Source organism: Microbacterium hydrocarbonoxydans, assembly GCF_011752045.1.
Taxonomy (GTDB): domain Bacteria; phylum Actinomycetota; class Actinomycetes; order Actinomycetales; family Microbacteriaceae; genus Microbacterium.
Genome location: NZ_JAAKXW010000001.1, coordinates 493,491 through 517,546, shown reverse-complemented (window position 1 = coordinate 517,546; position 24,056 = coordinate 493,491). Strand labels below are relative to the sequence as shown.

Here is a 24,056-nt window from a genome sequence, read left to right as displayed (position 1 = left end):
GTGCGGCCGTAGGCTGAAGGGATGCGCCAGAACCCCAGCTTCACGCTCGCGGACGTCGCCGAGATGCGCCGCGTCATCAACGCGAATCCGTGGGCCACGATCGCCAGCGACGGCCCCGAGGGCATGGTCGCCTCGCACTACGCCGTGCTGCTGGACGAAGAGCGCGACGACCTCACCGTCGTCGGTCATGTCGGGCGTCCTGACGACCTCATCCACGGCATGGGCGAGCGCGAGCTGCTGGTCGTCTTCCAGGGGCCGCACGGGTACATCTCGCCCGGCTGGTACGGAGACGTGCCGGCGGTGCCGACCTGGAACTACACCGCCGTCCACCTCGCCGGCGTGCCCGAGATCCTCACGGCCGAGGAGAACCTGACCGTCCTCGACCGCCTCGTCGATCGATTCGAGCGCCGGATGCCGGATCCGCGCCGCATGTGGGAGCGTCCGAACGACGCCGCCTTCGTCGAGCGCCTCGCAGCCGGCACGGTCGGCTTCCGGCTCACACCCACGCGCGTCGTCGCCAAGCGCAAGCTCAGCCAGAACAAGCCGGCCGAGACGATCGAGACCGTCATCGCCGAGCTCGAGGGCGACGGCCCGTACGCGCAGCCGGCGCTGGCCCACGAGATGCGTCGCGCGCAGGATGCCCGCACGGGGGCGGCCCGATGACGGCTGTGGGCGCGCAGATCGCGATGATCAGGGCCGCGCGCGTCGCCGGCCCTGGGCGGGAGTTCCTCGTCGACGAGGACCCCGTGGACATCGTCATCGAGGACGGCAGGATCGCGGACATCGCACCCACCGGCGTGCTCCGCAGCGCGGGAGAGGTGCTCGACGCCGACGGCGGCTGGGTGATCCCCGGACTCTGGGACAACCACGTGCACACCGTGCAGTGGGCGCTGTCCGCAGAGCGGGAGCGGCTCGGCGCCGCGAGCTCGGCCGCGGAGGCGGCGGCCATCATGGGGGCTGCGCGCCCGCTGCCGGACGGCAGGCTGGTGGGGGCCGGGTTCCGAGACGCACTGTGGCCCGACGCCCCCTCGCTGGAGATGCTCGACGCAGTGACGGGGGAGACGCCCGCCTATCTCATCAACGCAGACGTGCACAGCACCTGGCTGAACTCCGCAGCGCTGCGGCGGGAGGGATTCGACAGCGTCGACGGGATGCTCCGCGAAGAGGATGCGTTCGAGATCTCGCGGCGGCTGAACGCCGCCGACCCGGAGCACGGCGATCGCGCGGTGCGCCTGGCCGGTGAGCGGGCGGCGGCTCGCGGGGTCACGGGTCTGGTCGACTTCGACATGGCGTGGAACGCGGACGCGTGGCCGCGCCGAGTGGCCGCCGGCTTCGACGCGCACCGCGTCGAGTTCTCCGTCTACCCGTTCGACCTGGAGCGTGCGATCGCGGCGGGCCTGCGCACAGGCGATCTCCGCGAGGAGCCGGATGCGCCCAGGCCGGCGCGCGGACTGATCCATGTCGGATCGCTCAAGATCATCACGGACGGCTCCCTGGGGACGCGCACCGCGGCCTGCTCCCACCACTATCCCGGTGATCCGTCGAACTTCGGGGTGCTCACCGTGCCGCCCGCCGATCTCGTCGCCCTGCTCACGATCGCGACCGGGGCCGGCCTCTCCGTCGCCGTGCACGCCATCGGGGATCGGGCCGTGACGGCCGCCCTCGACGCCTTCACCGCGACCGGAGCGTCAGGGACCGTCGAGCACGCCCAGCTCGTTCGCCACGCGGACCTGGCGCGCTTCGCCCGCCTCGGGGTGATCGCCAGCGTCCAGCCGCAGCACGCCCTCGACGACCGCGATCTCGTCGGCCGTCACTGGGCGGGGCAGACCGCCATCGGCTACCCCCTGGCCGCACTGCGCGACGCGGGCGTCGGGCTTCGCTTCGGCTCGGACGCGCCGGTCGCGGAACTCGATCCCTGGCACGCGATCTCCGCCGCCGTGACCCGCACCGACGACGACCGGGCGCCGTGGCACCCGGAGGAGCGGCTCAGCGTCGATCAGGCGCTCAGCGCCAGCGTCCGCACGGCGATCCGGCCCGGCGCTGCGGCGGACATCGTCCTCTGCGGTCTGGACCCGCAGTCGACGAGCGGAGCGCGGCTGCGAACCATGCCGGTCGACGCGACCGTCCTCGGCGGCCGGATCACGCACGCGGCATGACACCTGTCGTCGAGGCCGGTGAGACAGGCCCCCAGACGACTCCGCGCTAGGGTCGTAGGGTGCATTCCGAAGCCGTCACCTCCTCCCGTGCAGCCCTGCGACGCGATCGTTCGCCGGAGCACGCGGCGCCGTCCCGGTTCATCCCGCACGTGCAGGGCCTGCGTGCGATCGCGGTGCTCTTCGTCGTGCTGTACCACTTCTGGCCGGGCCGGCTCAGCGGCGGGTACGTCGGGGTCGACGTCTTCTTCGTCATCTCCGGCTTCCTGATCACCTCGCACCTCGCGAGGGAGCTCGTCTCCACCGGCACCGTCAAGCTCGGGCAGTTCTGGGCTCGCCGGGCACGGCGCCTGCTCCCGGCATCGCTGCTCGTGCTGCTCTTCTGCGCGCTGGTCGCGGCGTCACCGTACCTCACGCCGACCTCGGCGCTTCCCGCCGAGGTCAAAGAGATCATCGCCTCGACCTTCTACGTCGAGAACTGGTACCTCGCGGTGAACTCCGCCGACTACCTCGCCCACTCCGGCGACCCGACGACCGTGCAGCACTACTGGTCGCTCTCGCTCGAGGAGCAGTTCTACGTCCTCTGGCCGCTGATCATGCTCCTCGCCGCCTGGGTCGCGGTGAAGCGGCTGCGCGGCGACCGCCTGAAGGCCGCCGCCGTCGCGATCGGCATCGTCTCCGTCGCCTCCTTCATCTTCTGCGTCGTCTTCACCCTCACGAACCCGGCCCCTGCCTACTTCGTCACGTTCGGCCGGATGTGGCAGTTCGGCGTGGGCGCGCTCATCGCCCTCGTGCCGCTGCTGCGGGTCCGGAACGCGGTGCTCAGCTTCATCCTCGGCTGGGGCGGCGTCCTCGCGCTCCTCTACACCGCGTTCCGCTTCGACGGTCAGACTCCGTTCCCCGGCTACATGGCGCTGGTGCCGACGCTCGGCGCGGCGGCGGTCATCGCCGCGTCCAACGACGATCGCTGGTGGTATCCGACCAGGATTCTGGCGGTCCGGCCGATGCGCTTCACCGGTGACATCTCCTACAGCCTGTACCTCTGGCACTGGCCGCTCATCATCATCGCCCCCTCCGTGCCGTTCTGGGGACTCACGATCTACCACCGCGTCGCCCTCCTCGGACTCTGCTTCGTGCTCGCCTGGCTCACCAAGAGGTTCGTCGAGGACCCGGTCCGCTCGTGGAAGGTGCTCACCTCGCGCCCGCCGCGCGTCAGCCTCTGGGCCGCGCTGGTCGCGATGGTGATCGTCGGCGGCACGGCCGCCGGCGCGTGGGCGGTCAACGCCTCCGCCTACCAACAGGGCATCCAGGCGATCCAGGACCTCCGAGAGGATCCGCCCAGCTGCTTCGGCGCCGGCGCCGTGCTCGACCCCGCCTGCGCGGGGGAGGAGGCGGACGGCATCCTGCCCGCCCCCGGCTTCGCCGGCGTCGACCGCCCGACCGACGAGCAGTGCTTCATCCAGCTGAACGACTCACGACCCGTGTCGTGCGAGTTCGGATCGGACGCTGCTGACGCCCCGCGTGTCGCCCTCATCGGCGACAGCCACGCCTACCAGCTGCTCAGCACGTTCAAGGACATGGCGGAGCGAGAGGGCTGGCACCTGACGACCTACTTCAAGGGCGCCTGCCCCTGGAGCACGACGCCGCTTTCCACCCCCGGCTCCTTCGGTGCCGCGTGCGCCGACTGGCGGACGGGAGTCGCCGACAAGCTCGCCGACAGCGAGTTCGACGTGGTCTTCACCGCGGCCATCTCGAACACCCCGTACTCCTCGGCCGGGTTCGAGTCCGTGCACGACGCCGCCGTCGCCGGGTACCAGGAGGCCTGGGCCACCATGACCGAGCGCGGCATCCCCGTGGTGACCGTGGTGGACAACCCCGTGTGGGAGACGGACCCGAACAAGTGCCTGCGGACCCGCGATCAGGCCGAGTGCAGCGGCCCCCGTGCCGATCTCCTCGTGGAGGAAGACCCGCTGCGCGAGGCCGCCGCCTCAGCGGACGGCGTGACGCTCCTCGATTTCACGGACGTCTTCTGCGACGACGACACCTGCTACCCGGTGGTGGGCGGCGCGGATGTCTATCGCGACCAGGACCACCTCACCGTGACATTCGTCGACACGCTCGCGCCCTACTACACGGCGGCGCTCAAGGAGGCGATGAGCGGCCGGAGGTGATCCGGCGCCGACACGGCAAAGCTCCCCGGACCGATCGGTCCGGGGAGCTTTGCCGTGCAGCGAAGCCAGGCCGCTGCTCAGGCCGCGATGTGCGACACGAGGAACCAGCGGTCCTTCTCGAGGCCGCGCATGATCTCGATCGCGACGTCCTGGCTGGTGAGGTCGACCTCGTCGAGGCCGTCGATGGCGGCCTTCACGTCGACGAGGATCGCGTCGATGTCGGAGATCACGGCGCGGACGAGCTCGTCCGACTGCGTGAAGCCGGCGGGGACCGAGGTCGCGCCGGCCTTCTCGGCGACGGTGCTCAGGCGCGCGTCGATCGGCAGGCCGAGGGCGACGATGCGCTCCGCGGCGGTGTCGGCGAAGTCGCCGGCGTGGGCGACGATCGTGTCGAGCAGCTCGTGGACGCCGACGAAGTTGGCGCCGCGGACGTGCCAGTGCGCCTGCTTGCCGTTGACCGTCAGTGCCTCGAGCCCGAGGACGACCGGGGAGAGGAACTGCGCTGCAGCGGCCGCCACGGTCGGGTCGCTGGCGGTGGTGGGGACGGTCTGTGCCTTGCTCATCTGTGCTCCTCCGGAAGGTTCTTCTCGTACGTGCTGAAGACAACGCTACTCAGCCCCAGACATTCCGCAAGCAAGACAAGGCTGGGCTTACCGCCCCGGAATCACGCGGGAAAGCGGCCCGCCGAAGGGTAGTCTCGCCTCATGAGCATCGCGCCTGGAGCATCCGTCCTCGCCCTCGCCGACCGCGTTCCGTCGCTCGCCGACGGATGCTTCGTCGCGGAAGGCGCCCGCATCGTCGGCGACGTCTCCCTCGCCGCCGGCGCGAGCGTCTGGTACAACGCGGTGCTGCGCGGCGACTCGGCCGGCATCGTCATCGGTGCGGGCAGCAACGTGCAGGACAACGTCTCGGTCCATGTCGACGCCGGCCACCCGGTCGTCGTGGGCGCCAAGGTCTCGATCGGGCACAACGCCGTCGTGCACGGGTGCACGATCGGCGACGGCTCGCTGATCGGGATGGGGGCTGTCGTCCTCAGCGGTGCCGTCATCGGTGCCGGCTGCCTCATCGCCGGAGGTGCCGTCGTGCTCGGGGGGACCGAGATACCCGACGGCTCGCTCGTCGCCGGCGTTCCGGCGAAGGTGCGACGCGAGCTCAGCGAGGAGGAGCGCGCCGGGCTCATCACCAACGCGGACGTGTATCTGGGCCATGTGCAGACGCACTCCGCTGCGGCACCGGTCTGACCCGGGCGGACGCTAGGCTGGAGCACGCACGGGGCGGTGGCCAAGCTGGTTAAGGCAGTGGGCTCATAACCCAACGATCGCGGGTTCAAGTCCCGCCCGCCCTACTCGACACGTGCGGATCCGCTCGATTGCAGAGCGCCGCCCGCCTTCCTACAATCGAATCGATGTCCGACGGGTCCGCCCGTCCAGGGCTCCGAACGTCGGACCGGTTTGTTCTGATCGATTGGAGTGTTGAGATGTCGACGATGCCCGATCCCCGGTTCGAGCTGAAGAGGATCACGGATTCCGACTGGCTGATCCTCGATCACCGCTACGGCGAGCACGACGCGCGCAGGAACGTCGCCTGCGTCTACGAACTCGCTCCGTCGGAGGTGGAGGTCGCGTGGATGCGATCACTGCCGCTGGCCCGGTTCTACACCGACGCGGCGGAGGCGCTCGAGGACGTCGAGCGGTTCCATCGCCGCGCCCGCGCGACCCGCCGCCACCTCCCGCCGGCACGAGCCGCGGTGCTGTCGAACGCCTAGAAGCCCCGGGCTGACGCTCCCGTCGGTGTCAAGCCCCTTCTCAGAGTCGATGCCGGGGCGCGATCCTCGTGGTCAGTCGGCAGAGCGCCGAGAAGGAGGCATCACCATGACCATCGGCACCGGAATCGTGTTGTTCGTGATCGGGGCGATCCTCGTGTTCGCCCTCGACCTGCAGATCGAAGGGGTCAACGTCGACATGATCGGCTACATCCTCATGGGCGCCGGGGCGGTGGCGTTCCTCGTGGGGATCATCATGCTGTCGACCCGTCGAGGACGTCGAGGCACCGTCGTCGACGACGAGGTGGTCTGAGACTCGAGCCGGGCTGACCTGCGCGGTCAGTCCGGCTCGACGGGCTCCAGGTGCTCATCGATCAGGGTGATCCCGCCGCTGGAGTTGGCGGAGTGCGCGAGATCCTCGATCCAGCGGCGGCTGAGATCCGGGGGCTCGGGTTCCTGGAACACGAAGCGCAGCGGGATCGACGGATGCAACCAGATCGTGGAGCGTCCCTGAGGCTGCCCGTCGGGGTGACGCCACGACAGCGTGAAGCTCTCGTTCCGCCGCAGCTTCGTGGCCACCACGACCTTCAGGTGCGCCAGTGCGCGGTCGTCGATCTGGATCGGCTCGGACGCGCCGTAGAACAGAGAACCCATGATCGGAAACCTACGGCGCGTCGAAGGCCGGGACCCTCCGATGAGCCGCGACGCGCGGGTCGTGCGAACAGACTGTTCGCGTCGTGTCATCATCGCCGATGGCGCTGCGCGGTCACGGAAGGGGACACCCCGTAGACGTCGCGATACGCGGCCGCGAAGCGTGAAGGATGCGCGAACCCCCAGCGGCGGGCCAGGTCGGGGATGCGCACCGGCTTCCCGGTCTGCAGCTCCCGGTGGGCGCCGTCGAGGCGGGCCTTCCGCAGGCACTCGGCGGGCGTCGTGTCGAGCGCCCGGCGGAAGGCGTACTGGAGCCCGCGCGTCGAGATGTGCGACGCGGCGGCCACGTCCTCGACGGTGATCGCCTGGTGCGCGTTGTCCGCGATGAAATCGAGGGCTCGGCGCACCGTCGCGGGAGCGGCGGACCGCTGGGCCGGCCGGCGCACGGCGTCCTGCAGCGTGGTCGGGAAGGCCCCCAGCGTCATCGCCACCGCGTGACGGCCGAGCTCAGCGCGCAGGAGTGCGTCGCCGTCGCCGGTGAGCGTGGCCGAGGCATCCTCGAGATAGGCGAACATCCGCTCCCAGGCCTCGGCCGATCGCGCATCGCGGGGCGCGAGGTCCGTCACGCGCAGCACGAGCCGGTCGTCCCCGCTGATCCTGCGGGCGTGCTCCTGCACCGCCGTGCGATCGAACACCAGCGCGGTGACGCGGGCGCCGTGCTCCCAGCGCGCGTGGACGCGCGGGCCGTCGGTCAGCCAGGGACGCGCAGGATCGAGTTCGGCCCCGGCCGAGCTGATCCGCCCGTCGACGGCGTCGACGCGGCAGGCGAGAAGCTGGTCGGCCGGCTCGGCCGTCGAGCGCACCTCCGCGGCGAGGTCGTAGCGGACCAGGCTGACTCCGCCCAGATCCTCCGAGTGCCAGTCGAAGAGGAAGCGCCGGGGATCCACGTCGTGCAGGACCGCCGAGGGGACGAACTGCTTCCACGTCTCCTCGACGCGCTCGACCTCGCGAGAGCGGAACCTCATCGCGCCGCTCCGTGCCGGGGTGCGCGGACCGGCCAGGTGCCGTCCAGAGTCTCCTCCGGCTCCAGCCTGCCGATCCGGATGAAGTACTCGGTCAGGCTCTCCGCCTGTGCCCGCGCCCAGCCGATCTGACGGGTGTGGAGCTCCGCGAGCGTGTCGGGAAGGGTGAAGCGCTGGGCGAGGGCCTGGGCCACCCGCCCGGCGGCGACGGCATCCGCGGAGGCGTCGTGCGCGCCGTCGAGCGGCACCGCGTAATGCGCGGCCACCACCTCGAGCGTGCGCTTGCCCGGCCGGTATCTGTCGTACGCCTTGTCGATCACGAGCGGGTCGATGACGGGAGCCGGGTCGACGAGCGGCTCGATGCCGTGGCGGGACGCCTCGTGGGCGAGGAGCGAGAAGTCGTAGGAGGCGTTGTACGCGACCACGGGCACGCCCTGCCGCAGCAGCGATCGGAGCGCCGCGACGACCTGGGCGACCACCTCGGCGGCCGGGCGCCCGAGGCGACGCGCCTGCTCGGTCGTGATCCCGTGGACGGCCGTGGCGCCATCGGGGATGTCGATCCCCGGATCGGCGAGCCAGTCCCTGGCGGCGATCTCGCGGCCGTGGACGTCGAGCACGCCCACGTGCGCCGTCACGACACGGTCCGCCGTCACGTCGACGCCGGTGGTCTCCAGATCGAAGACCCCGACACGGGTCAGCCAGGACGGGATGACGGTACCGGAGGACATGCCCTCACCGTAGAGGCGCCCGCCGACATCGCCGGGCAGGCGCACGGGGCTTCGCCCAGCCACGGCTCGTAGACTCGGATCATGACCGTCCCCTCGCCATACGCCGACCGCCTCAGCCGACTCCCCGTCGTGCGCGAGGAGATCACCGTGCGCGGGTCCGCCACCGCCTACTGGGTGTACGGTCCCGCCGAGGCGGAGACGACGATCATCGCGGTGCACGGCTTCCGCGGCGAGCACCACGGACTCGAGCCCGTCCTCGCCTTCCTTCCGGAGGCCAGGGTGATCGCGCCCGACCTCCCGGGGTTCGGCGAGACCGCGCCGGTGGACGGGCGCACCTACGACCTCGACGAGTACGTCGCCTGGCTGACCGAGTTCGCCGCGGCCGTCGCACCCGGTGCGGTGATCCTCGGCCACTCCTTCGGCTCGATCGTCACGTCGGCGGCCGTCGCCGCCGGACTGGACACTCCTCGGCTCATCCTGATCAACCCCATCGGGGCGCCGGCTCTCGAGGGACCCAAGGGGATCATGACGCGCCTCGCCGTGCTGTACTACGCCCTCGGCGCGCGCCTGCCCGAGCCTCTCGGCACCGCTCTGCTGCGCAACCGCCTGATCGTCCGGGTGATGAGCATCACGATGGCCAAGACGAAGGACCGCGCTCTGCGGCGGTTCATACACGACCAGCACGACACGTACTTCTCGCGCTTCTCCGACCGGGACGTGCTCCGCGACGCCTTCGTGGCCAGCGTGTCCAGCGATGTCACCCATTCCGCTTCCGCGATCCGCGTCCCGACGCTGCTCATCGCTGCTCAGCGTGACGACATCACGCCGATCGAGGCGGAGCGCACGCTCGCGACGCTGTTCCCCGACGCCGAACTCGTCGAGATCGCGGACGTGGGGCACCTGATCCACTACGAGACGCCGGCGGAGGCCGCCGGCGCGATCCGCCGGTTCCTCAGGCTTCCCGTCGCGCGAGGCCGATGAGTCCTGCGACCCGGAAGGGGATGACCTCGCCCATGGCGAGCGAGGTCTCCGTCCTCTCGACGCCGTCGATCGAGAGGATCCGCGCGTCCGTGTCGAAGAGGTGGCGCGCGTCGCGACAGGCCACCCGTGCGAGGAGGTCGACCGATCCGCTGAGCCCGTGCGCCTGGACGACCTCCGGAATCCGCGCGAGCTCGTTGATGATCCGGGGCAGCTCCGTCTGCCGCACGCCGATGCTCACGAAGGCCTGCAGGGGGAAGCCGAGGACGTCGGGGGAGAAGGCGCGCTCGTAGGAGAGGAACACGCCGGTCTGCTCCAGACGCGCCATCCGCGCCTGGATCGTGTTGCGGCTGAGGCCGAGATTCTCGGCCAGGGCGACGATCGTGATGCGCGGATCGTCGGCGAGGGCCGCGAGAAGCTCCAGATCGATGCGGTCAAGTCCAGGCATAGTGCCAAAGAGTAGCAGGGGTGGACCCCTGCTTATTGAGCAACATGCTCAGAGCGTGCGGTAATGCTTGAGCGAGGTGTGCAGCAGACGTACGCTCGAATCAGCCGGTGAGGACGCCGGCGCAACGCGTGCATGCCCCACAAGGGCGGCCACGAATGAGGAGGACGATGATGTCACCGCAGATCACGCCGATCGCCGACACCGCACAGGATCTGGAGCTCTCCGAGCGCATCCTGACGCCCGACGGAACCCGCATCGCGAACCCTCAGCTGGACGCCTATGTGGCCGACGTGGATGCCGCGCAGCTGCGTGCGCTCCACCGTGACATGGTGATCCTCCGGCGCATCGACGCCGAGGGCGTCGCTCTGCAGCGCCAGGGTCAGCTGGGCCTCTGGGCTCCGTGCCAGGGGCAGGAGGCCACCCAGATCGGCACCGCCCGCGCGCTGGCCCCGCAGGACTACGTCTTCCCGAGCTACCGGGAGACCGGCGTGATCTACGCGCGCGGTGCACAGCCCGGCGACTACGTGCGCATGTGGCGAGGCGAGGAGGGTGCGGGGCACGATTCGACCGCCCTGCGCGTCGCACCGCTGCAGATCATCATCGGAGCGCAGACGCTGCATGCCGTCGGCTACGCGCTCGGCATCAGCCATGAGGGCGCCGACGAGGTCGCCGTGGCCTACTTCGGCGACGGCGCGACGAGCCAGGGCGACGTGAACGAGGCGATGATCTTCGCCTCGTCCTACCGTGCTCCCGTCGTGTTCGTCTGCCAGAACAACCACTGGGCCATCTCGGAGCCGGTGTCGGTGCAGTCGCAGTACCCGATCGCCGGCCGTGCTCCGGGCTTCGGCATCCCGAGCCTCCGCGTCGACGGGAACGACGTCCTCGCCTGCATGGCGGCGATGCGCTGGGCCCTGGACCACGCCCGCTCGGGCAAGGGGCCCGCCTACATCGAGGCCGTCACGTACCGCATGGGCCCGCACACGACCGCGGACGATCCCACCCGCTACCGGCAGGAGGGGGAGCTGGAGGCCTGGCGCCGCCGCGACCCGATCGCCCGCCTCGAGGCGCACCTGAAGTCCCTCGGCGAGCTCGGTGAGGAGCAGTTCGCCGAGACGCAGGCGGCGGCGGATGCGGTGGCGAAGGAGATGCGCGCCGCCTGCCTCGGCATGACGACGCGCCCGCCGCTCGCGGTGTTCGACGGCGTCTACGCCGAGCCGCACACCGGGCTCGAGCGCCAGCGCAGCGAGTACGCCGCGTACCTCGCGACCTTCGAAGGCGAGGCGTGATCATGACCGAGCTCACTCTCGGGAAGGCCCTCGGGGCCGGCCTTCGTCAGGCGATGAAAGACGACGAGAAGGTGGTGCTCCTCGGCGAGGACATCGGCAGGCTCGGCGGCGTCTTCCGCATCACCGACGGGCTGCTGGACGAGTTCGGCGCCACGCGCGTCATCGACACCCCGCTCGCCGAATCCGGCATCGTCGGCATGGCCGTCGGACTCGCGTTCCGCGGTTACCGGCCGGTCGTGGAGATCCAGTTCGACGGCTTCGTGTACCCCGCCTTCGACCAGATCGTCTCCCAGGTCGCCAAGCTCCATTACCGCACCCAGGGGCGGGTCAGGATGCCGATCACGATCCGCATCCCGTGGGCCGGCGGCATCGGCGCGGCCGAGCACCACTCCGAGTCGCCGGAGGCCTACTTCGTGCACACGGCCGGGCTGCGCGTCATCGCGGTGTCGAACCCGGAGGACGCGTACCGCAGCCTGCGGCAGGCGATCGCCAGCGACGATCCCGTCATCTTCTTCGAACCCAAGCGCCTCTACCACCACAAGGGCGAGGTTGACCTGGAGGCGCCGCTGGCGGATGCTCCGCCGATGGGCCTCGCGCGTGTCGTGCGCCCCGGCACCGATGCCACGCTCATCACGTACGGCGCGATGGTCTCGACCGCCCTTCAGGCGGCGGAGGCCGCGGAGGACGAGGGGATCTCGCTCGAGGTCATCGACCTGCGCTCGCTCTCGCCGGTGGACTACGACTCCGTCGCGGCGTCCGTGCGCAAGACCGGCCGGGTCGTCGTCGCCCACGAGGCCTCGCGCGAGGCCGGCGTCGCCGCCGAGGTGATCGCGAGCATCACCGAGCGCTGCTTCGAGTATCTCGAGTCCGCTCCGCTCCGCGTGACAGGCCACGACGTGCCCTATCCGCCGGCGAAACTGGAGAAGTATCACCTCCCCGACCTCGATCGCCTGCTGGATGCCGTCGATCGCGTCCTGGACCGGCCGAACAGCCTGACGGGAGCGGAAGCATGATCGCCGAGTTCCGGCTTCCCGACCTGGGTGAGGGTCTCACCGAGGCGGAGGTGGTGCAGTGGCTCGTCGCCCCCGGTGACACCGTCGCGCTGAACCAGACCCTCGCCGAGGTGGAGACCGCGAAGGCCATCGTCGAACTGCCGTCCCCCTACGAGGGCACGGTGTCGACGCTGCACGCGGAGGCGGGGGAGACCGTCGCCGTCGGCGCACCGCTCATCGCCTTCGACGTCGAGGGGGCCGAGGATCACCCGGCCGCGCCGGCGGAGGAGAAGGCGCAGCCGAACCTCGTCGGCTATGGCGCCGCCCCGACGACGGCAGGACGTCCCGCGCGGCGCGCGCGGCGCGCCGCGGCCCCGGCGCCCGCGGCTGACACCGCGGTCCTCGAGGCCGCGCCGCACGATGCGACGCCGACCGCGAGCGTCGACACCGTGATCGAACGGCCCCGTTCGACGCCTCCGGTGCGCGCCTACGCCAAGAGGCTCGGAGTCGACCTGGTGCTGGTGGCGGCGACCGTGGGCGACCGCGTGATCACCCGCGACGACATCGACGAGTATGCGCAGCGCGCGGGCATCCGCGCGGAGGCGGAGAGCGCTCCTGCCACCGTGTCGGTGCCCTCGACCGCGGCGTCCCTGCACGGTGACGAGCGCGAACTGCGCATCCCCATCCGCGGCGTGCGCAAGCACACGGCGGCGGCGATGGTGCAGAGCGCGTTCACGGCACCCCACGTGACCGTCTTCCACACGGTCGACGTCACGGCGACGATGGACCTGCTCGAGAGCCTCCGCGAGGACCGCTCCCTGGCGGAGCACCGCATCGGCCCGCTCGCGGTCATCTCGAAGGCCGTCTGTCTGGCGCTCGGTCGCACGCCGGGACTGAACTCCCGGTGGGACGAGGAGGCCGGTGAGATCGTCCAGCACAACTACGTCGACCTGGGGATCGCGGCGGCCACGGAGCGCGGACTCATCGTGCCGAACATCCGCGACGCGGAGCGGCTCACGCTGGTGGAGCTCGCCGATGCCCTGAAGACGCTGGCGGAGACCGCCCGGGCGGGGAAGACCTCGCCCGCGGAGCTCGCCGGGGGCACCTTCTCGATATCGAACATCGGCGTCTTCGGCGTCGACGCGGGTACGCCGATCCTGCCCCCCGGACAGTCCGGGATCCTCGCCGTCGGCGCTGTGCGCCGTCAGCCGTGGGAGCACCGCGGCGAGATCGCGCTCCGCCAGATGATGACGCTGAGCCTCTCCTTCGATCACCGCCTCGTCGACGGTGCGGAGGGTGCGCGGTTCCTCAAGGACGTCGCCGACATCCTTGAGGAGCCGGGACGGGCGATGCTGCTCAGGTAGCGACGGTGAGCGCGGCCTCGGCCATCGCGACCAGCACGGTCGCGGTGGCCGAGGCGCGTCTGGTCGCGGCCCTCGTGCTGTGGGGGGTGGAGTTGATGAGGCCGAAGCAGGCCTGCACGCGGAGGCGGAGCTCCTCGGCGGAGGCGTCGACGAGCGGCGCGAGAGCGTCGATCCACAGCGCGATGTACGCGCGCTGCAGGCGGCGCACCTCCGCATGGTCGCCCTCGGCGAGATGGGCCACATCGCGGTCCTGCACGCGGATCACCTCGGCGTTGCCGAGGGCGAAGTCGACGTGGAACGCGATCAGCGCGTGCATCCGCGCACGGGTGTCCGTGGCGGCCTCCGACACCGCCGAGCCGCCCGCCACCAGCTCCTGGCTGACCTTGACCAGCACCGCTCCCAGAAGCGCCTGCTTGCCCGCGAAGTGCCGGTACACCGCCGGACCGGAGACGCCGACGGCCGCGCCGATGTCCTCCAGGCTCACGCCGTTGTAGCCGCGCGCGGCGAACAGCTGCGCGGCCTCGCGGAGGATGGCGTCGGAGCGCTCCGCCTTCGCACGGTCGCGGGCGGTGGGCGGGGTTGTCATCTCAGTTAATCCTCGCTAACCTGAATGAACGGGTTAGTGAACACTAACCGAAAGGCACGGCGCGGCGCCAGAGCGTGTCGGCGAATGACGTGGGTCGAGGAGGACATCACGATGCCCGCAACCCAGGAGTCCCTGGCTGCAGAGCTGCGCGAGCGACGCGCGAAGGCAGCCGCAGGGGGACCGGAGGCCTCGCGCGCGCGTCACGTCGCCCGCGGCAAGCTCCTCCCGCGCGATCGGGTCGCCCGGCTGCTCGACGAGGGCAGTCCGTTCCTCGAGATCGCCCCGCTGGCCGCCGACGGCCTGTACGGGGGAGAGGCGCCGGGTGCCGGGGTGATCGCCGGCATCGGCCTCGTGCAGGGGCGGCAGGTGATGGTGGTCTGCAACGACGCGACCGTCAAGGGCGGCACGTACTATCCGCTGACCGTCAAGAAGCATCTCCGCGCGCAGGAGATCGCGCTGGAGAACCGGCTGCCCTGCCTCTACCTCGTCGACTCGGGCGGCGCCTTCCTCCCGAAGCAGGACGAGGTGTTCCCCGACCGGGACCACTTCGGCCGCATCTTCTTCAACCAGGCCCGGATGTCGGCAGCGGGCATCCCGCAGCTCGCGGCAGTGCTCGGCTCGTGCACGGCAGGAGGGGCCTACGTGCCGGCGATGAGCGACGAGACCGTCATCGTGCGGAACCAGGGCACCATCTTCCTCGGGGGTCCGCCCCTGGTGAAGGCCGCGATCGGGGAGGTCGTCTCCGCGGAGGAGCTCGGCGGCGGCGAACTGCACGCCCGGCGCAGCGGCGTCGTCGATCATCTCGCCGAAGACGACGAGCACGCCCTCGAGATCCTCCGCGAGATCGTCGCCACCCTGCCTCCGCCCCCGCAGCCGGCGTGGGACGTCCAGGAAGGAAGGGCGCCGGCCGAGCTCTCCTCGCTGTACGACGTCGTCCCCGTCGACGTGAACGCCGGCTACGACGTGCGCGAGGTGATCGCCCGGCTCGTCGACGGCGACACCTTCCGCGAGTTCAAGGCCGAGTACGGCACGACGCTCGTCACGGGATTCGCTCGCCTGCACGGCCACCCCGTGGGCATCGTCGCGAACAACGGCGTGCTGTTCAGCGAATCGGCCCTCAAGGGGGCGCATTTCATCGAGCTCTGCGACCAGCGCGGCATCCCGCTGCTGTTCCTGCAGAACATCACCGGCTTCATGGTGGGGTCGGATGCGGAGGCGGGAGGCATCGCGAAGGACGGCGCCAAGATGGTGACCGCCGTCGCGAGCACGCGCGTGCCGAAGCTCACGGTCATCATCGGCGGCTCCTTCGGCGCAGGGAACTACTCGATGTGCGGACGAGCCTATTCGCCGCGCTTCCTGTGGACCTGGCCGGCCAGCCGTATCTCCGTGATGGGCGGCGCTCAGGCCGCCTCGGTGCTCGCCACCGTCAAGGAGGATCAGCTGACCGCGCGCGGAGAGAGCTGGAGCGCGGAGGAGCGCGGCGCGTTCGAGGCGCCGATCCGCGAGCAGTACGAGCACCAGGGCGAGCCGTACTACGCGACCGCCCGCCTGTGGGACGACGGCATCATCGATCCCGCGGAGACCCGTGACGTCCTCGGTCTCGCCCTGGACGTCGTCGCCCGCAGCCCGCTGCCCGAGCCGCGCTTCGGCGTCTTCCGGATGTGATCGCCATGACCGAGAGCACTTTCGACACAGTCCTCGTCGCCAACCGCGGCGAGATCGCCCGCCGCATCATCCGCACATTGCGCCGCCTCGGCATCCGCAGCGTCGCCGTCTACAGCGACGCGGATGCCGGCGCCCCGCATGTCGCGGAGGCGGATGCCGCCGTCCGCATCGGCGCGGCCCCGGCTGCGGAGTCGTACCTCGACATCGATGCCGTCATCGCGGCGGCCAGGGTGACCGGTGCGCAGGCCATCCACCCCGGATACGGCTTCCTCTCCGAGAGCGTCGGGCTTGCCGAGGCGTGCGCCGAGAGCGGCATCGCGTTCGTCGGCCCCTCGGTCGAGGCGCTGCAGATCATGGGGGACAAGGCCAAGGCCCGCGAACACGTGATCAGGCACGGCGTGCCCGTCGTTCCCGGGTTCGACGCGAAGGGCCTCTCCGATCTCGAGATCGCCGAGGAGGCGGCGTCCGTCGGGTTCCCGCTGCTGGTGAAGCCCAGTGCGGGCGGCGGGGGCAAGGGCATGGAGGTCGTCTCCGGCCCTGGAGGGCTCTCGTCTGCGCTGGCATCCGCACGACGCGTCGCGGCGGCCGCATTCGGTGACGACTCGCTCATCCTGGAGCGGCTGATCCGCCGGCCACGGCACATCGAGGTGCAGGTGTTCGGAGACGTGCACGGCACCGTGATCGCACTGGGCGAGCGCGAGTGCACGCTGCAGCGCCGCCACCAGAAGGTCGTCGAGGAGGCGCCCTCAGCCGGCGTTCCCGAGCGCACGCGCGCGCTGCTGCTGGACGCGGCCGTCCAGGCCGCGGAGAGCGTGGACTACGTCGGCGCAGGCACCGTCGAGTTCCTCATCGACGCGGACGCCCCCGACGAGGTGTTCTTCATCGAGATGAACACGCGCCTGCAGGTCGAGCATCCGGTCACGGAGGAGGTCACCGGCCTCGACCTCGTGGAGCTGCAGCTGCGCGTCGCCGCCGGCCTGCCGCTGCCGCCCGCACCGCCGCTGCGCGGACACGCCGTCGAGGCGCGCATCTACGCCGAATCGCCGGAGCGCGGCTTCCTCCCGTCGACCGGCCGGGTCCTCCTGTTCGACGCCCCCGCCGGCGTGCGCGTGGATTCCGCGGTCGAGACGGGCAGCGAGGTCTCCGGGTTCTACGACCCCATGATCGCCAAGGTCATCGCCGTGGCGGAGGACCGTGCGACCGCACTGGAGCGGCTCGACGCTGCGCTGGGCAGGACCGTCGTGCTGGGCGTGGAGACGAACATCGCCTTCCTCCGGGCGCTCTGCCAGGACCGCCGCGTGATCGCTGGGGACCTCGACACCGGACTCATCGAGACCCTGCTGCCCTTCGCGGCGCCGGCGCCGACATCGGCGATGCTCGCGGCTGCCGGTGCCGAGGCGGGGCGCGATCGCCGCCGCGCGCCGGATCCCCTCCGCGCGGGAGGCGCCTGGTCGGCGCTCGCGGATGCCGGCGCCTCGACGCTCGCCTTCCTCACCGAGGACGGCGAGATCCTCGACGCCCCGGCGAGGGCCGAGGGCGCCGCGGTGGCCGCCGCCGGCGCGGACGGTGCGATCTGGGTGACCGCCGAGGGGCGCACGGCGCGCCTCATGCCGCTCGATCGCCGGCAGCGGATGCTGCGCCGCCTCGCCGCCCTGGAGCGTGCCGCGGCCGCCACCGATCCGGAGGCGCGCGCCCCGATGCCCGGCGGCGTGGTCGCAGTGCACGTCGCCGACGGCACGGTCGTGACCGCAGGCGACCCTCTCGTCTCGATCGAGGCGATGAAGATGGAGCACCCGGTGACGGCGCCGCACGACGGCACCGTCCACCTCCTGGTCGCCCTCGGCGACCAGGTGCGTCGCGACCAGCCGGTCGCGCGCGTGAGCACCGCCCCCGAACCCGGGACGACGGAGGAGGACCGATGATGGAAGATCTGACCGAGGAGGAGCGCGAGCTCGCCGCCATGGTGCGGGAGTTCGCCGAGACGGTCGTCGCGCCGCAGTCGTACGAGGCCGACCGCACGCACACCCTGCCCATGGACGTGGTGGCGCAGATGGGCGAGCTGGGCCTGTTCGGTCTGCCGTTCCCCGAGGAGTACGGCGGCCAGGGCGGGGACTACATGGCCCTGGGCATCGCCATCGAGGCCCTCGGACGCGTCGACCAGTCGATCGCGATCACCCTGGAGGCGGGGGTGAGCCTCGGCGCCATGCCGATCTTCCGCTTCGGCACCGAGGAGCAGAAGCAGGAGCTGCTGCCAGACCTCCTCGCCGGGCGTGCCCTCGCCGGCTTCGGCCTCACCGAGCCGGAGGCCGGCAGCGACGCCGGCGCCACCCGCACGACGGCCCGCCTCGACGGCGACGAGTGGGTGATCGACGGCTCGAAGCAGTTCATCACCAACTCCGGAACGCCGATCACGCGGTTCGTCACGGTCACCGCGGTCACCGGCAACGAGGGCGGGCGCAAGGAGATCTCGACGATCATCGTCCCGAACGGGACGCCCGGCTTCACCGTGGAGGCACCGTACGACAAGGTGGGCTGGAACGCCTCCGACACGCACCCGCTCACCTTCGCGGGCGCACGGGTGCCGGCTGCGAACCTTCTCGGGGAGCGGGGGAGCGGCTTCCGCAACTTCCTCAGCATCCTCGACGAGGGCCGCATCGCGATCGCGGCCCTCGCCACCGGAGCGGCGGAAGGCTGCCTGGAGGCCTCGGTCGAGTACGCGAAGAGCCGCACCATCTTCGGCAGCGCCCTCAGCACGCGTCAGAACGCCCAGTTCACGCTCGCGCGGATGCGGGCGCGCGTGCACGCCGCCCGGCTCGCCTGGCACCACGCCGCCCGTCTCCGCGACGCCGGCAAGCCGTTCGCAGAGGCGGCCGCCATCGCCAAGCTCGTCTCCGGGGAGGCGGCGATGGACAACGCCCGCGACGCCACGCAGATCTTCGGCGGCAACGGCTTCATGAACGAGTTCCCCGTCGCCCGGCACTACCGGGACTCGAAGATCCTCGAGATCGGGGAGGGCACCACGGAGGTGCAGCTGCTCGTCATCGCGCGGGCGCTGGGCCTCGCCGGGTAGCGTGGCAGCAGGAGGAACGATGAGCGCGCAGGAGATCATCCAGCGCGGGCTCTACTACGAGGAGTTCGTGGAGGAGGCCCGCTATCTGCACCGTCCTGGTCGCACCGCGACCGAGGCCGACAACGTGCTGTTCACGACGCTGACGATGAACACGCAGGCGCTGCACCTGGACGCGGCCTTCGCCGCCACGCAGGAGTTCGGCGACCGGCTGATGAACTCGATGTGGACCCTGTCGACGATGGTCGGATCCTCCGTCGCGCAGCTCACTCAGGGCACGCTCGTCGCGCAGCTGGGGCTCGGCGACATCTCGTTCCCGCATCCGCTCTTCGCAGGCGACACCCTGTACACGGAGAGCGTCGTGGTCTCGAAGCGGATCTCGTCCTCACGACCCGGCCAGGGGATCGTGACGATCGCGCACACCGGGCGGAACCAGGACGGCACCGTCGTCGCCACCGCCACCCGCACGGTGCTCGTGCACCGCCTCCCGGAAGGATCCGACGCGTGACCTTCGACCTCGGTCCCTCGCTGCTGTTCTGCCCCGCCGACCGGCCGGAGCGCTTCCAGGGCGCCCTCGAGAAGGCGGACGCCGTGATCCTCGACCTCGAGGACGCCGTGCTCCCCGCGGCGAAGGCCGCCGCGCGCGGCAACCTCATCGACGCTGAGGTCGATCCGGAACGGGTCATCGTGCGGGTCAACGCGCCCGGCAGCGCGGAGTTCCTCTCGGACATCGCGACGCTCTCGCAGACCGACTTCCGCACGGTGATGGTCGCGAAGACCGAGAGCGCCGACGACCTGCGGGCGTTCGACGCGCGCTTCTCGCTCCTCGCGCTGTGCGAGACCGCTCGCGGCATCCATGCGGCGCCGGGGATCGCGGCGCATCCGCAGGTCGTGGCGATGATGTGGGGCGCTGAGGACCTCGTCGCCTCGCTCGGCGGGACTTCGAGCCGACGGCCCGACGGCGGTTACCGTGACGTCGCCCGTTACGCCCGATCGCGGGTGCTGCTCGAGGCCGGTGCGCACGGCAAGGCCGCGATCGACGCCGTGCACATCGCGATCGACGATCTCGAAGGACTGAGGGCCGAGGTGGAGGACGCCGCCGCCTCCGGGTTCCGCGCCACCGCCTGCATCCATCCGAAGCAGGTCGCGGTGATCCGCGAGGCCTACCGGCCGGCGGACGCGGAGGTCGCCTGGGCTCACGCGGTGCTCGCGGCCGCGGAGGGGGAGCGCGGCGTGTTCCGCTTCGAGGGACGGATGATCGACGAGCCGGTGCTCCGGCACGCGCGCTCGGTGATCGCCCGCGCGAGCTGATCAGACCAGGACGGCCGTCTCCAGCAGGCGCAGCGATCCGGGCGACGCCTCGAAGCGGTGCACGGAGCCGTTGCGGAGCTGCTCGCCCTCGCGGGGGAGCGTCCCGCTGGACGCGCGGTTGATGAGCGACCGGATGACGCCGCCGTGGGTGACCACGACGACGGACTCCGCACGCGGCGCCGATCGGCGCCGGGCGTCGCGTGCGATCCGCTCGAGGGCGCGCAGCGCCCTGTCGGCGACCTGCTCCATCGTCTCCGCCCGCGGCACGGGGGAGAACCAGTCGCCATAGGTGGCGATGTACTCGGTGACCAGCATCCCCTCGCCGTCCCCGAACTCCCGTTCGCGCACGTCGGGGACGAGCTGCGGGGCGTCGAGGCCGAGGTCGGAGGCGATGATCTCCGCGGTCTCGCGGGCGCGGAGCAGCGGGCTCGCGTAGATCGCGTGATGCGTGCCATCGGCGAGGAGCGCCGCCGCGGCACGGGCGTCCGCCCGTCCGGTCTCGTTGAGCGGGATGTCGGTGGTGCCCTGGATCCTCTTGTCGAGGTTCCAGTCGGTCTGGCCGTGGCGGACGAGGGTGAGCAGGGTCACGTCAGACGCTCCTGGAGTGCGGGGAGCACCTCGCCGGTGCCGGCCGCGAGCGTGAGGTCCGCCCAGGCGTCGGCGCGGGTGGGCTCGCGGTTGATGATGATCAGGGGGATGCTGCGCCGTCGCGCGCGCTCGACGAGGCGGACCCCGGAGTTCACGACGAGGGAGGAGCCCGCGACGATCATCGCGGTGCTCGAACGCAGCAGCGACTCCGCGGCGCGGAACCGGTCCGGTGGCACGTACTCGCCGAAGAACACGACGTCCGGCTTGAGCATCCCCTCGCAGACCGTGCACACGGGGACGATGAAGCCGTCGGTGCTCTCGGGGAGGACGTCGCCGTCGGGGGCGAGCGCGACGTTCTCGGGCACGGTGATCCACGGGTTGGCCGCCTCGATCTGCGTGGCGATGTCGCGACGGTCGAACACCTGACCGCAGTGCAGGCAGAGGACGCGGCGCATCGTGCCGTGCACCTCGATCACATGCGAGCTGCCCGCGCGGAGGTGCAGGCCGTCGACGTTCTGCGTGATGACGCCGGAGACGGCGCCGGCGGCCTCCATCGCGGCGAGGGCGAGGTGCCCGGCATTCGGCTCGGCCTGGGCGAACGCCCGCCAGCCGAGATGTCCGCCCACCCAGTACCTGCGGCGCGCCGCCTCATCGGAGAGGTAGCGCTGGATCGTCATCGGATCGCTGCGGGTGCGAGCCCCCTCACCGCGGTACGCGGGGATGCCGGAGTCGGTGGAGATCCCGGCCCCCGTGAGGAGGGCGATCCGGCGGCCCCGCAGGAGCTCCGCGGCCCGGTCGACGGATGCCGACAGCTCGGCGATGCTCGATGCGCTCACAGGACCTCCTCGATGGGAGTCTACGACGTGGCCGCGGGCGGATGACGCCGCGCGCTCAGGGTCAGCGCAGACTGACGGCGACCACGCCGGCGGCGAGGACCAGATCGAGTGCCGCGCAGAACTCCGCCATCGACGGCGCGACCACGCGGCGGGTGCGGAGGTGCCTGACGTCCCACAGTGCGTGCGCGAAGAGCCCGACGCCGGCGAGGATCCCCGGCCACGGCCCGTCCAGGACCCCCGCGAGCAGGACGAGCAGCAGGACAGCCGTCATCGCCGCCGCCTGCAGCGGCAGACCGTCCGCCGGCCGGAGGCGTCCGCGGATCACGCCGTAGACCGCGAGGACGGCGCCGAGCAGCACCATCACGAGGAAGGCGGGGAACGGCCGGACGGCGAGTCCGATGCCGATCAGCACGAAGGTGAGCCCGAACAGCGGCCAGGCGGCCCCGCGATGGCCGAGCGCGGCGGAGCCGAGGTACACGAACGCGGCGGCGGTGAGGATGTCGGCGGCGGTGGCGGCATCCGCACGCCCGATCCAGAGCAGCACGATCATCCCGGCGGCGAACAGCACCCCCGCCAGGCCCGGCCACCACAGCAGCATCCTGACGCGCTGCGATTCCGTGCCGGTCATACGCCCCCTCCGTCGAGGTCCACGCTAGGGCGGCTCGACCGTCACGGCAATGCCCGGCGGGATCCGGGTGGCAGAGTGGAGGCGTGGAACTGCTGCCCGTCTCCGATGCCGACGACCCCCGCCTCGACGACTACCGGGGACTCACGGACACGGCGCTGCGGGCCGTCGCGGAACCCGCGGGCGGCCTGTACATCGCGGAGTCGGCCAAGGTGATCGCCCGAGCCGTCGCGGCTGGACACCGGCCGCGATCGGTGATGGTGCAGAGACGCTGGGCCGACGGTGTCCAGGAGATCGTGCGCGATCTCGACGTGCCGGTCTATGTCGTCCCCGACGAGGTCGCCGAGTCCGTGGCGGGCTTCGCCGTCCACCGCGGGGCGCTGGCCTCCATGCACCGTCCCCCACTCCCGTCGGTGCCGGATGTCGTCGACGGCGCGCGGACCGTGCTGATCCTCGAGGGGATCGGCGACCACACCAACGTGGGAGCGGCGTTCCGCGCGGCCGCGGGCCTGGGAGCGGATGCCGTGCTCGTCTCGCCGCGGTGCGCCGACCCGCTCTACCGGCGGAGCGTGCGCGTGAGCATGGGGACGGTGTTCCAGGTGCCGTGGACGCGCATCGAGTCCTGGGATCAGGCGGTGACGGATCTCCACGACGTCGGCATCGAGCTCGCCGCCCTCGCGCTCAGCGAGGACGCGGTGTCTCTCGACGAGTACGTGGCGCACCGACCGGAGCGGGTCGCGCTGATGATGGGATCGGAGGGCGACGGCCTGTCGGCGGAGGCGCTGGCTTCGGCCGATCGGACCGTGACGATCCCGATGTCCGGAGACGTGGACTCGCTGAACGTCGCCGCGGCAGCCGCGGTGGCGCTCTGGGCGCTCAGGGTCTGAGTGGCGTCAGTCCCTGTCGGGGAGTACGACCGGAGCAGGCTCCGGACGCTTCGCCGCGACATTGTCCCCGGATGACTGATGGCGCAGACGTCGCAGCACCCAGGGGACGAGATGCTCGCGGGCCCAGCCGAGATCCTCGGCGCGGGCCTCACGCCAGGTGCGCACCGGAAGCGGCTCCGGCTGCATGGCCTCGAGGTCGTTGGGGACGTTCAGTGCGCGGAGCACCATGCGCGCGACCTCGTGGTGTCCGAGCGCGTTGTAGTGCAGCCGGTCGTCGTCGAAGAAGCGCATGTCCTGCACGACCTTCAGCGCCCACTGGTCGGCGACGATGCAGTCGTACCGGTCGGCGATCGCGCGGACGTTCTCGTTGTAGATGGCGACCTTGCCGCGGAACGGGCGGAACACGGGGGTGAAGCCGGTGTCGATGCCGGTGAAGAGCACGACGGCGGCGCCGGTGGAGGAGAGGCGCGCGACGGCATCCTCCAGCTGCTGGGCGATGGCGTCGGGATCGGTGCCGGGGCGGATGACGTCGTTGCCGCCGGCGCAGATGGAGACCAGATCGGGGCGCAGGGCCACCGCCGGTTCGATCTGATCCTGGACGATCTGTGCGATCAGCTTTCCGCGCACGGCGAGGTTCGCGTACGCGAAGTCGTCCACCTGCTGGGAGAGCACGGCCGCCACGCGGTCCGCCCAGCCTCGGTGACGGCCGGGCACCGACGGATCGGGATCGCCGATTCCCTCGGTGAACGAGTCGCCGACGGCGACGAAACGCCGCCACGGGTGCGGGGTCTCGTTCGCCACGTACGGGGTCCGAGTCGAATCCTGGTCGGTCATCCAGCTCTCCTTCGCGAACGCGCGCCGGCCATTGATCGTGGCGGCGCAGTGACCGAGCCTACCCGGCTGCCGGCGCACGACGGTGTCCCCGGCACCGTTTAT

The 24,056-nt window shown here is 71.2% G+C and carries 26 protein-coding genes and 1 tRNA gene; 17 read left to right on the top strand and 10 right to left on the bottom strand.

The features are described from left to right. Window positions 1–21: 21 nt before the first annotated feature. Genes G6G98_RS02565 through G6G98_RS02555 form a run of 3 tightly spaced genes read left to right on the top strand, consistent with a single transcriptional unit; the run spans window position 22 to window position 4,324 of the window. Entirely contained in the window at window positions 22–663 is a 642-nt protein-coding gene (locus G6G98_RS02565) for an FMN-binding negative transcriptional regulator (protein ID WP_164233737.1), read from the top strand. After that, entirely contained in the window at window positions 660–2,156 is a 1,497-nt protein-coding gene (locus tag G6G98_RS02560) for an amidohydrolase (protein ID WP_067351771.1), read from the top strand. Before G6G98_RS02565 ends, G6G98_RS02560 begins: the two co-directional genes overlap by 4 nt. A 59-nt stretch (window positions 2,157–2,215) precedes the next feature. After that, window positions 2,216–4,324, top strand: a complete 2,109-nt coding sequence (locus tag G6G98_RS02555; protein ID WP_067351775.1) for an acyltransferase family protein — start codon at window positions 2,216–2,218, stop codon at window positions 4,322–4,324. 77 nt (window positions 4,325–4,401) lie between these two features. Here the strand turns inward: G6G98_RS02555 and G6G98_RS02550 are convergent, their stop codons facing one another. Further along, window positions 4,402–4,887, bottom strand: a complete 486-nt coding sequence (locus G6G98_RS02550) for a Dps family protein (protein ID WP_067351779.1) — start codon at window positions 4,885–4,887, stop codon at window positions 4,402–4,404. A gap of 141 nt (window positions 4,888–5,028) precedes the next feature. Here G6G98_RS02550 and G6G98_RS02545 point away from each other — a divergent pair, with 141 nt between their 5' ends. From G6G98_RS02545 to G6G98_RS02530, 4 genes are all read left to right on the top strand, one after another. Continuing rightward, window positions 5,029–5,565, top strand: coding sequence for a gamma carbonic anhydrase family protein (locus G6G98_RS02545; RefSeq protein WP_067351783.1), 537 nt, complete (start codon window positions 5,029–5,031; stop codon window positions 5,563–5,565). A 30-nt stretch (window positions 5,566–5,595) separates the two neighbouring features. Beyond that, window positions 5,596–5,669: transfer RNA gene (locus G6G98_RS02540), tRNA-Ile, on the top strand. 132 nt (window positions 5,670–5,801) lie between these two features. Then, a complete protein-coding gene (locus G6G98_RS02535; protein WP_067351785.1) occupies window positions 5,802–6,089 on the top strand; it encodes a hypothetical protein in 288 nt (95 codons plus the stop codon). A gap of 106 nt (window positions 6,090–6,195) precedes the next feature. Then, a complete protein-coding gene (locus tag G6G98_RS02530; protein ID WP_067351788.1) occupies window positions 6,196–6,399 on the top strand; it encodes a DUF6458 family protein in 204 nt (67 codons plus the stop codon). A gap of 26 nt (window positions 6,400–6,425) precedes the next feature. On the opposite strand, the gene G6G98_RS02525 is transcribed toward G6G98_RS02530, so the two are convergent. From G6G98_RS02525 to G6G98_RS02515, 3 genes are all read right to left on the bottom strand, one after another. Continuing rightward, complete coding sequence (locus G6G98_RS02525) at window positions 6,426–6,740, bottom strand: hypothetical protein (RefSeq protein ID WP_067351790.1); 315 nt, start codon at window positions 6,738–6,740, stop codon at window positions 6,426–6,428. 89 nt (window positions 6,741–6,829) lie between these two features. After that, a complete protein-coding gene (locus G6G98_RS02520; RefSeq protein ID WP_164233738.1) occupies window positions 6,830–7,762 on the bottom strand; it encodes a helix-turn-helix transcriptional regulator in 933 nt (310 codons plus the stop codon). Next, entirely contained in the window at window positions 7,759–8,487 is a 729-nt protein-coding gene (locus G6G98_RS02515) for an exonuclease domain-containing protein (protein ID WP_164233739.1), read from the bottom strand. Before G6G98_RS02515 ends, G6G98_RS02520 begins: the two co-directional genes overlap by 4 nt. An 81-nt stretch (window positions 8,488–8,568) precedes the next feature. Between G6G98_RS02515 and G6G98_RS02510 the strand changes: the two genes are divergently transcribed. Beyond that, the gene (locus tag G6G98_RS02510) at window positions 8,569–9,468 is read left to right on the top strand and encodes an alpha/beta fold hydrolase (RefSeq protein ID WP_067351796.1); all 900 of its coding nucleotides are present in this window, start codon (window positions 8,569–8,571) and stop codon (window positions 9,466–9,468) included. Here the strand turns inward: G6G98_RS02510 and G6G98_RS02505 are convergent. Continuing rightward, complete coding sequence (locus G6G98_RS02505; protein WP_067351799.1) at window positions 9,440–9,913, bottom strand: Lrp/AsnC family transcriptional regulator; 474 nt, start codon at window positions 9,911–9,913, stop codon at window positions 9,440–9,442. The two genes, G6G98_RS02510 and G6G98_RS02505, sit on opposite strands and share 29 nt — an antisense overlap. Before the next feature lie 170 nt (window positions 9,914–10,083). Between G6G98_RS02505 and pdhA the strand changes: the two genes are divergently transcribed. From pdhA to G6G98_RS02490, 3 genes are read left to right on the top strand one after another with little or no spacing between them, the layout of a single operon-like run. After that, window positions 10,084–11,199 (top strand): pyruvate dehydrogenase (acetyl-transferring) E1 component subunit alpha, encoded by a 1,116-nt coding sequence (pdhA, locus tag G6G98_RS02500; protein ID WP_164233952.1) that lies wholly within the window; start codon window positions 10,084–10,086, stop codon window positions 11,197–11,199. A 2-nt stretch (window positions 11,200–11,201) separates the two neighbouring features. Continuing rightward, window positions 11,202–12,212, top strand: a complete 1,011-nt coding sequence (locus tag G6G98_RS02495) for an alpha-ketoacid dehydrogenase subunit beta (RefSeq protein WP_067353712.1) — start codon at window positions 11,202–11,204, stop codon at window positions 12,210–12,212. Further along, the gene (locus G6G98_RS02490) at window positions 12,209–13,555 is read left to right on the top strand and encodes a dihydrolipoamide acetyltransferase family protein (RefSeq protein ID WP_164233740.1); all 1,347 of its coding nucleotides are present in this window, start codon (window positions 12,209–12,211) and stop codon (window positions 13,553–13,555) included. Before G6G98_RS02495 ends, G6G98_RS02490 begins: the two co-directional genes overlap by 4 nt. On the opposite strand, the gene G6G98_RS02485 is transcribed toward G6G98_RS02490, so the two are convergent. Beyond that, window positions 13,548–14,141, bottom strand: a complete 594-nt coding sequence (locus G6G98_RS02485; protein ID WP_067351805.1) for a TetR/AcrR family transcriptional regulator — start codon at window positions 14,139–14,141, stop codon at window positions 13,548–13,550. The two genes, G6G98_RS02490 and G6G98_RS02485, sit on opposite strands and share 8 nt — an antisense overlap. 111 nt (window positions 14,142–14,252) lie before the next feature. On the opposite strand from G6G98_RS02485, the gene G6G98_RS02480 reads away from it, so the two are divergent. Genes G6G98_RS02480 through G6G98_RS02460 form a run of 5 tightly spaced genes read left to right on the top strand, consistent with a single transcriptional unit; the run spans window position 14,253 to window position 20,184 of the window. After that, window positions 14,253–15,806 (top strand): carboxyl transferase domain-containing protein, encoded by a 1,554-nt coding sequence (locus G6G98_RS02480; protein ID WP_243841977.1) that lies wholly within the window; start codon window positions 14,253–14,255, stop codon window positions 15,804–15,806. 5 nt (window positions 15,807–15,811) lie between these two features. After that, the gene (locus G6G98_RS02475) at window positions 15,812–17,728 is read left to right on the top strand and encodes an acetyl/propionyl/methylcrotonyl-CoA carboxylase subunit alpha (RefSeq protein WP_164233742.1); all 1,917 of its coding nucleotides are present in this window, start codon (window positions 15,812–15,814) and stop codon (window positions 17,726–17,728) included. Beyond that, window positions 17,728–18,876 carry an acyl-CoA dehydrogenase family protein gene (locus tag G6G98_RS02470; protein ID WP_279587589.1) on the top strand — a complete coding sequence of 383 codons (1,149 nt, stop codon included), beginning with the start codon at window positions 17,728–17,730 and terminating at the stop codon, window positions 18,874–18,876. The genes G6G98_RS02475 and G6G98_RS02470 overlap by 1 nt, the downstream gene beginning before the upstream one ends. A 19-nt stretch (window positions 18,877–18,895) precedes the next feature. Next, window positions 18,896–19,381 (top strand): MaoC family dehydratase, encoded by a 486-nt coding sequence (locus G6G98_RS02465; protein WP_164233743.1) that lies wholly within the window; start codon window positions 18,896–18,898, stop codon window positions 19,379–19,381. Beyond that, window positions 19,378–20,184 carry an HpcH/HpaI aldolase/citrate lyase family protein gene (locus tag G6G98_RS02460; RefSeq protein WP_164233744.1) on the top strand — a complete coding sequence of 269 codons (807 nt, stop codon included), beginning with the start codon at window positions 19,378–19,380 and terminating at the stop codon, window positions 20,182–20,184. The genes G6G98_RS02465 and G6G98_RS02460 overlap by 4 nt, the downstream gene beginning before the upstream one ends. Here the strand turns inward: G6G98_RS02460 and G6G98_RS02455 are convergent, their stop codons facing one another. The 3 genes from G6G98_RS02455 to G6G98_RS02445 form a co-directional block, all read right to left on the bottom strand. Next, window positions 20,185–20,772: a histidine phosphatase family protein gene (locus tag G6G98_RS02455; RefSeq protein WP_164233745.1), complete on the bottom strand. Its 588-nt coding sequence runs from the start codon at window positions 20,770–20,772 to the stop codon at window positions 20,185–20,187. Beyond that, window positions 20,769–21,608: a Sir2 family NAD-dependent protein deacetylase gene (locus G6G98_RS02450; RefSeq protein ID WP_067351829.1), complete on the bottom strand. Its 840-nt coding sequence runs from the start codon at window positions 21,606–21,608 to the stop codon at window positions 20,769–20,771. The genes G6G98_RS02455 and G6G98_RS02450 overlap by 4 nt, the downstream gene beginning before the upstream one ends. Window positions 21,609–21,669: 61 nt before the next feature. Next, window positions 21,670–22,236 (bottom strand): hypothetical protein, encoded by a 567-nt coding sequence (locus G6G98_RS02445; protein WP_164233746.1) that lies wholly within the window; start codon window positions 22,234–22,236, stop codon window positions 21,670–21,672. Window positions 22,237–22,319: 83 nt separating this feature from the next. Between G6G98_RS02445 and G6G98_RS02440 the strand changes: the two genes are divergently transcribed. Next, window positions 22,320–23,120, top strand: coding sequence for a TrmH family RNA methyltransferase (locus G6G98_RS02440; protein ID WP_208321410.1), 801 nt, complete (start codon window positions 22,320–22,322; stop codon window positions 23,118–23,120). Window positions 23,121–23,126: 6 nt separating this feature from the next. Here the strand turns inward: G6G98_RS02440 and G6G98_RS02435 are convergent, their stop codons facing one another. Further along, complete coding sequence (locus G6G98_RS02435) at window positions 23,127–23,954, bottom strand: SGNH/GDSL hydrolase family protein (protein WP_067351835.1); 828 nt, start codon at window positions 23,952–23,954, stop codon at window positions 23,127–23,129. Between the last annotated feature and the right edge of the window lie 102 nt (window positions 23,955–24,056).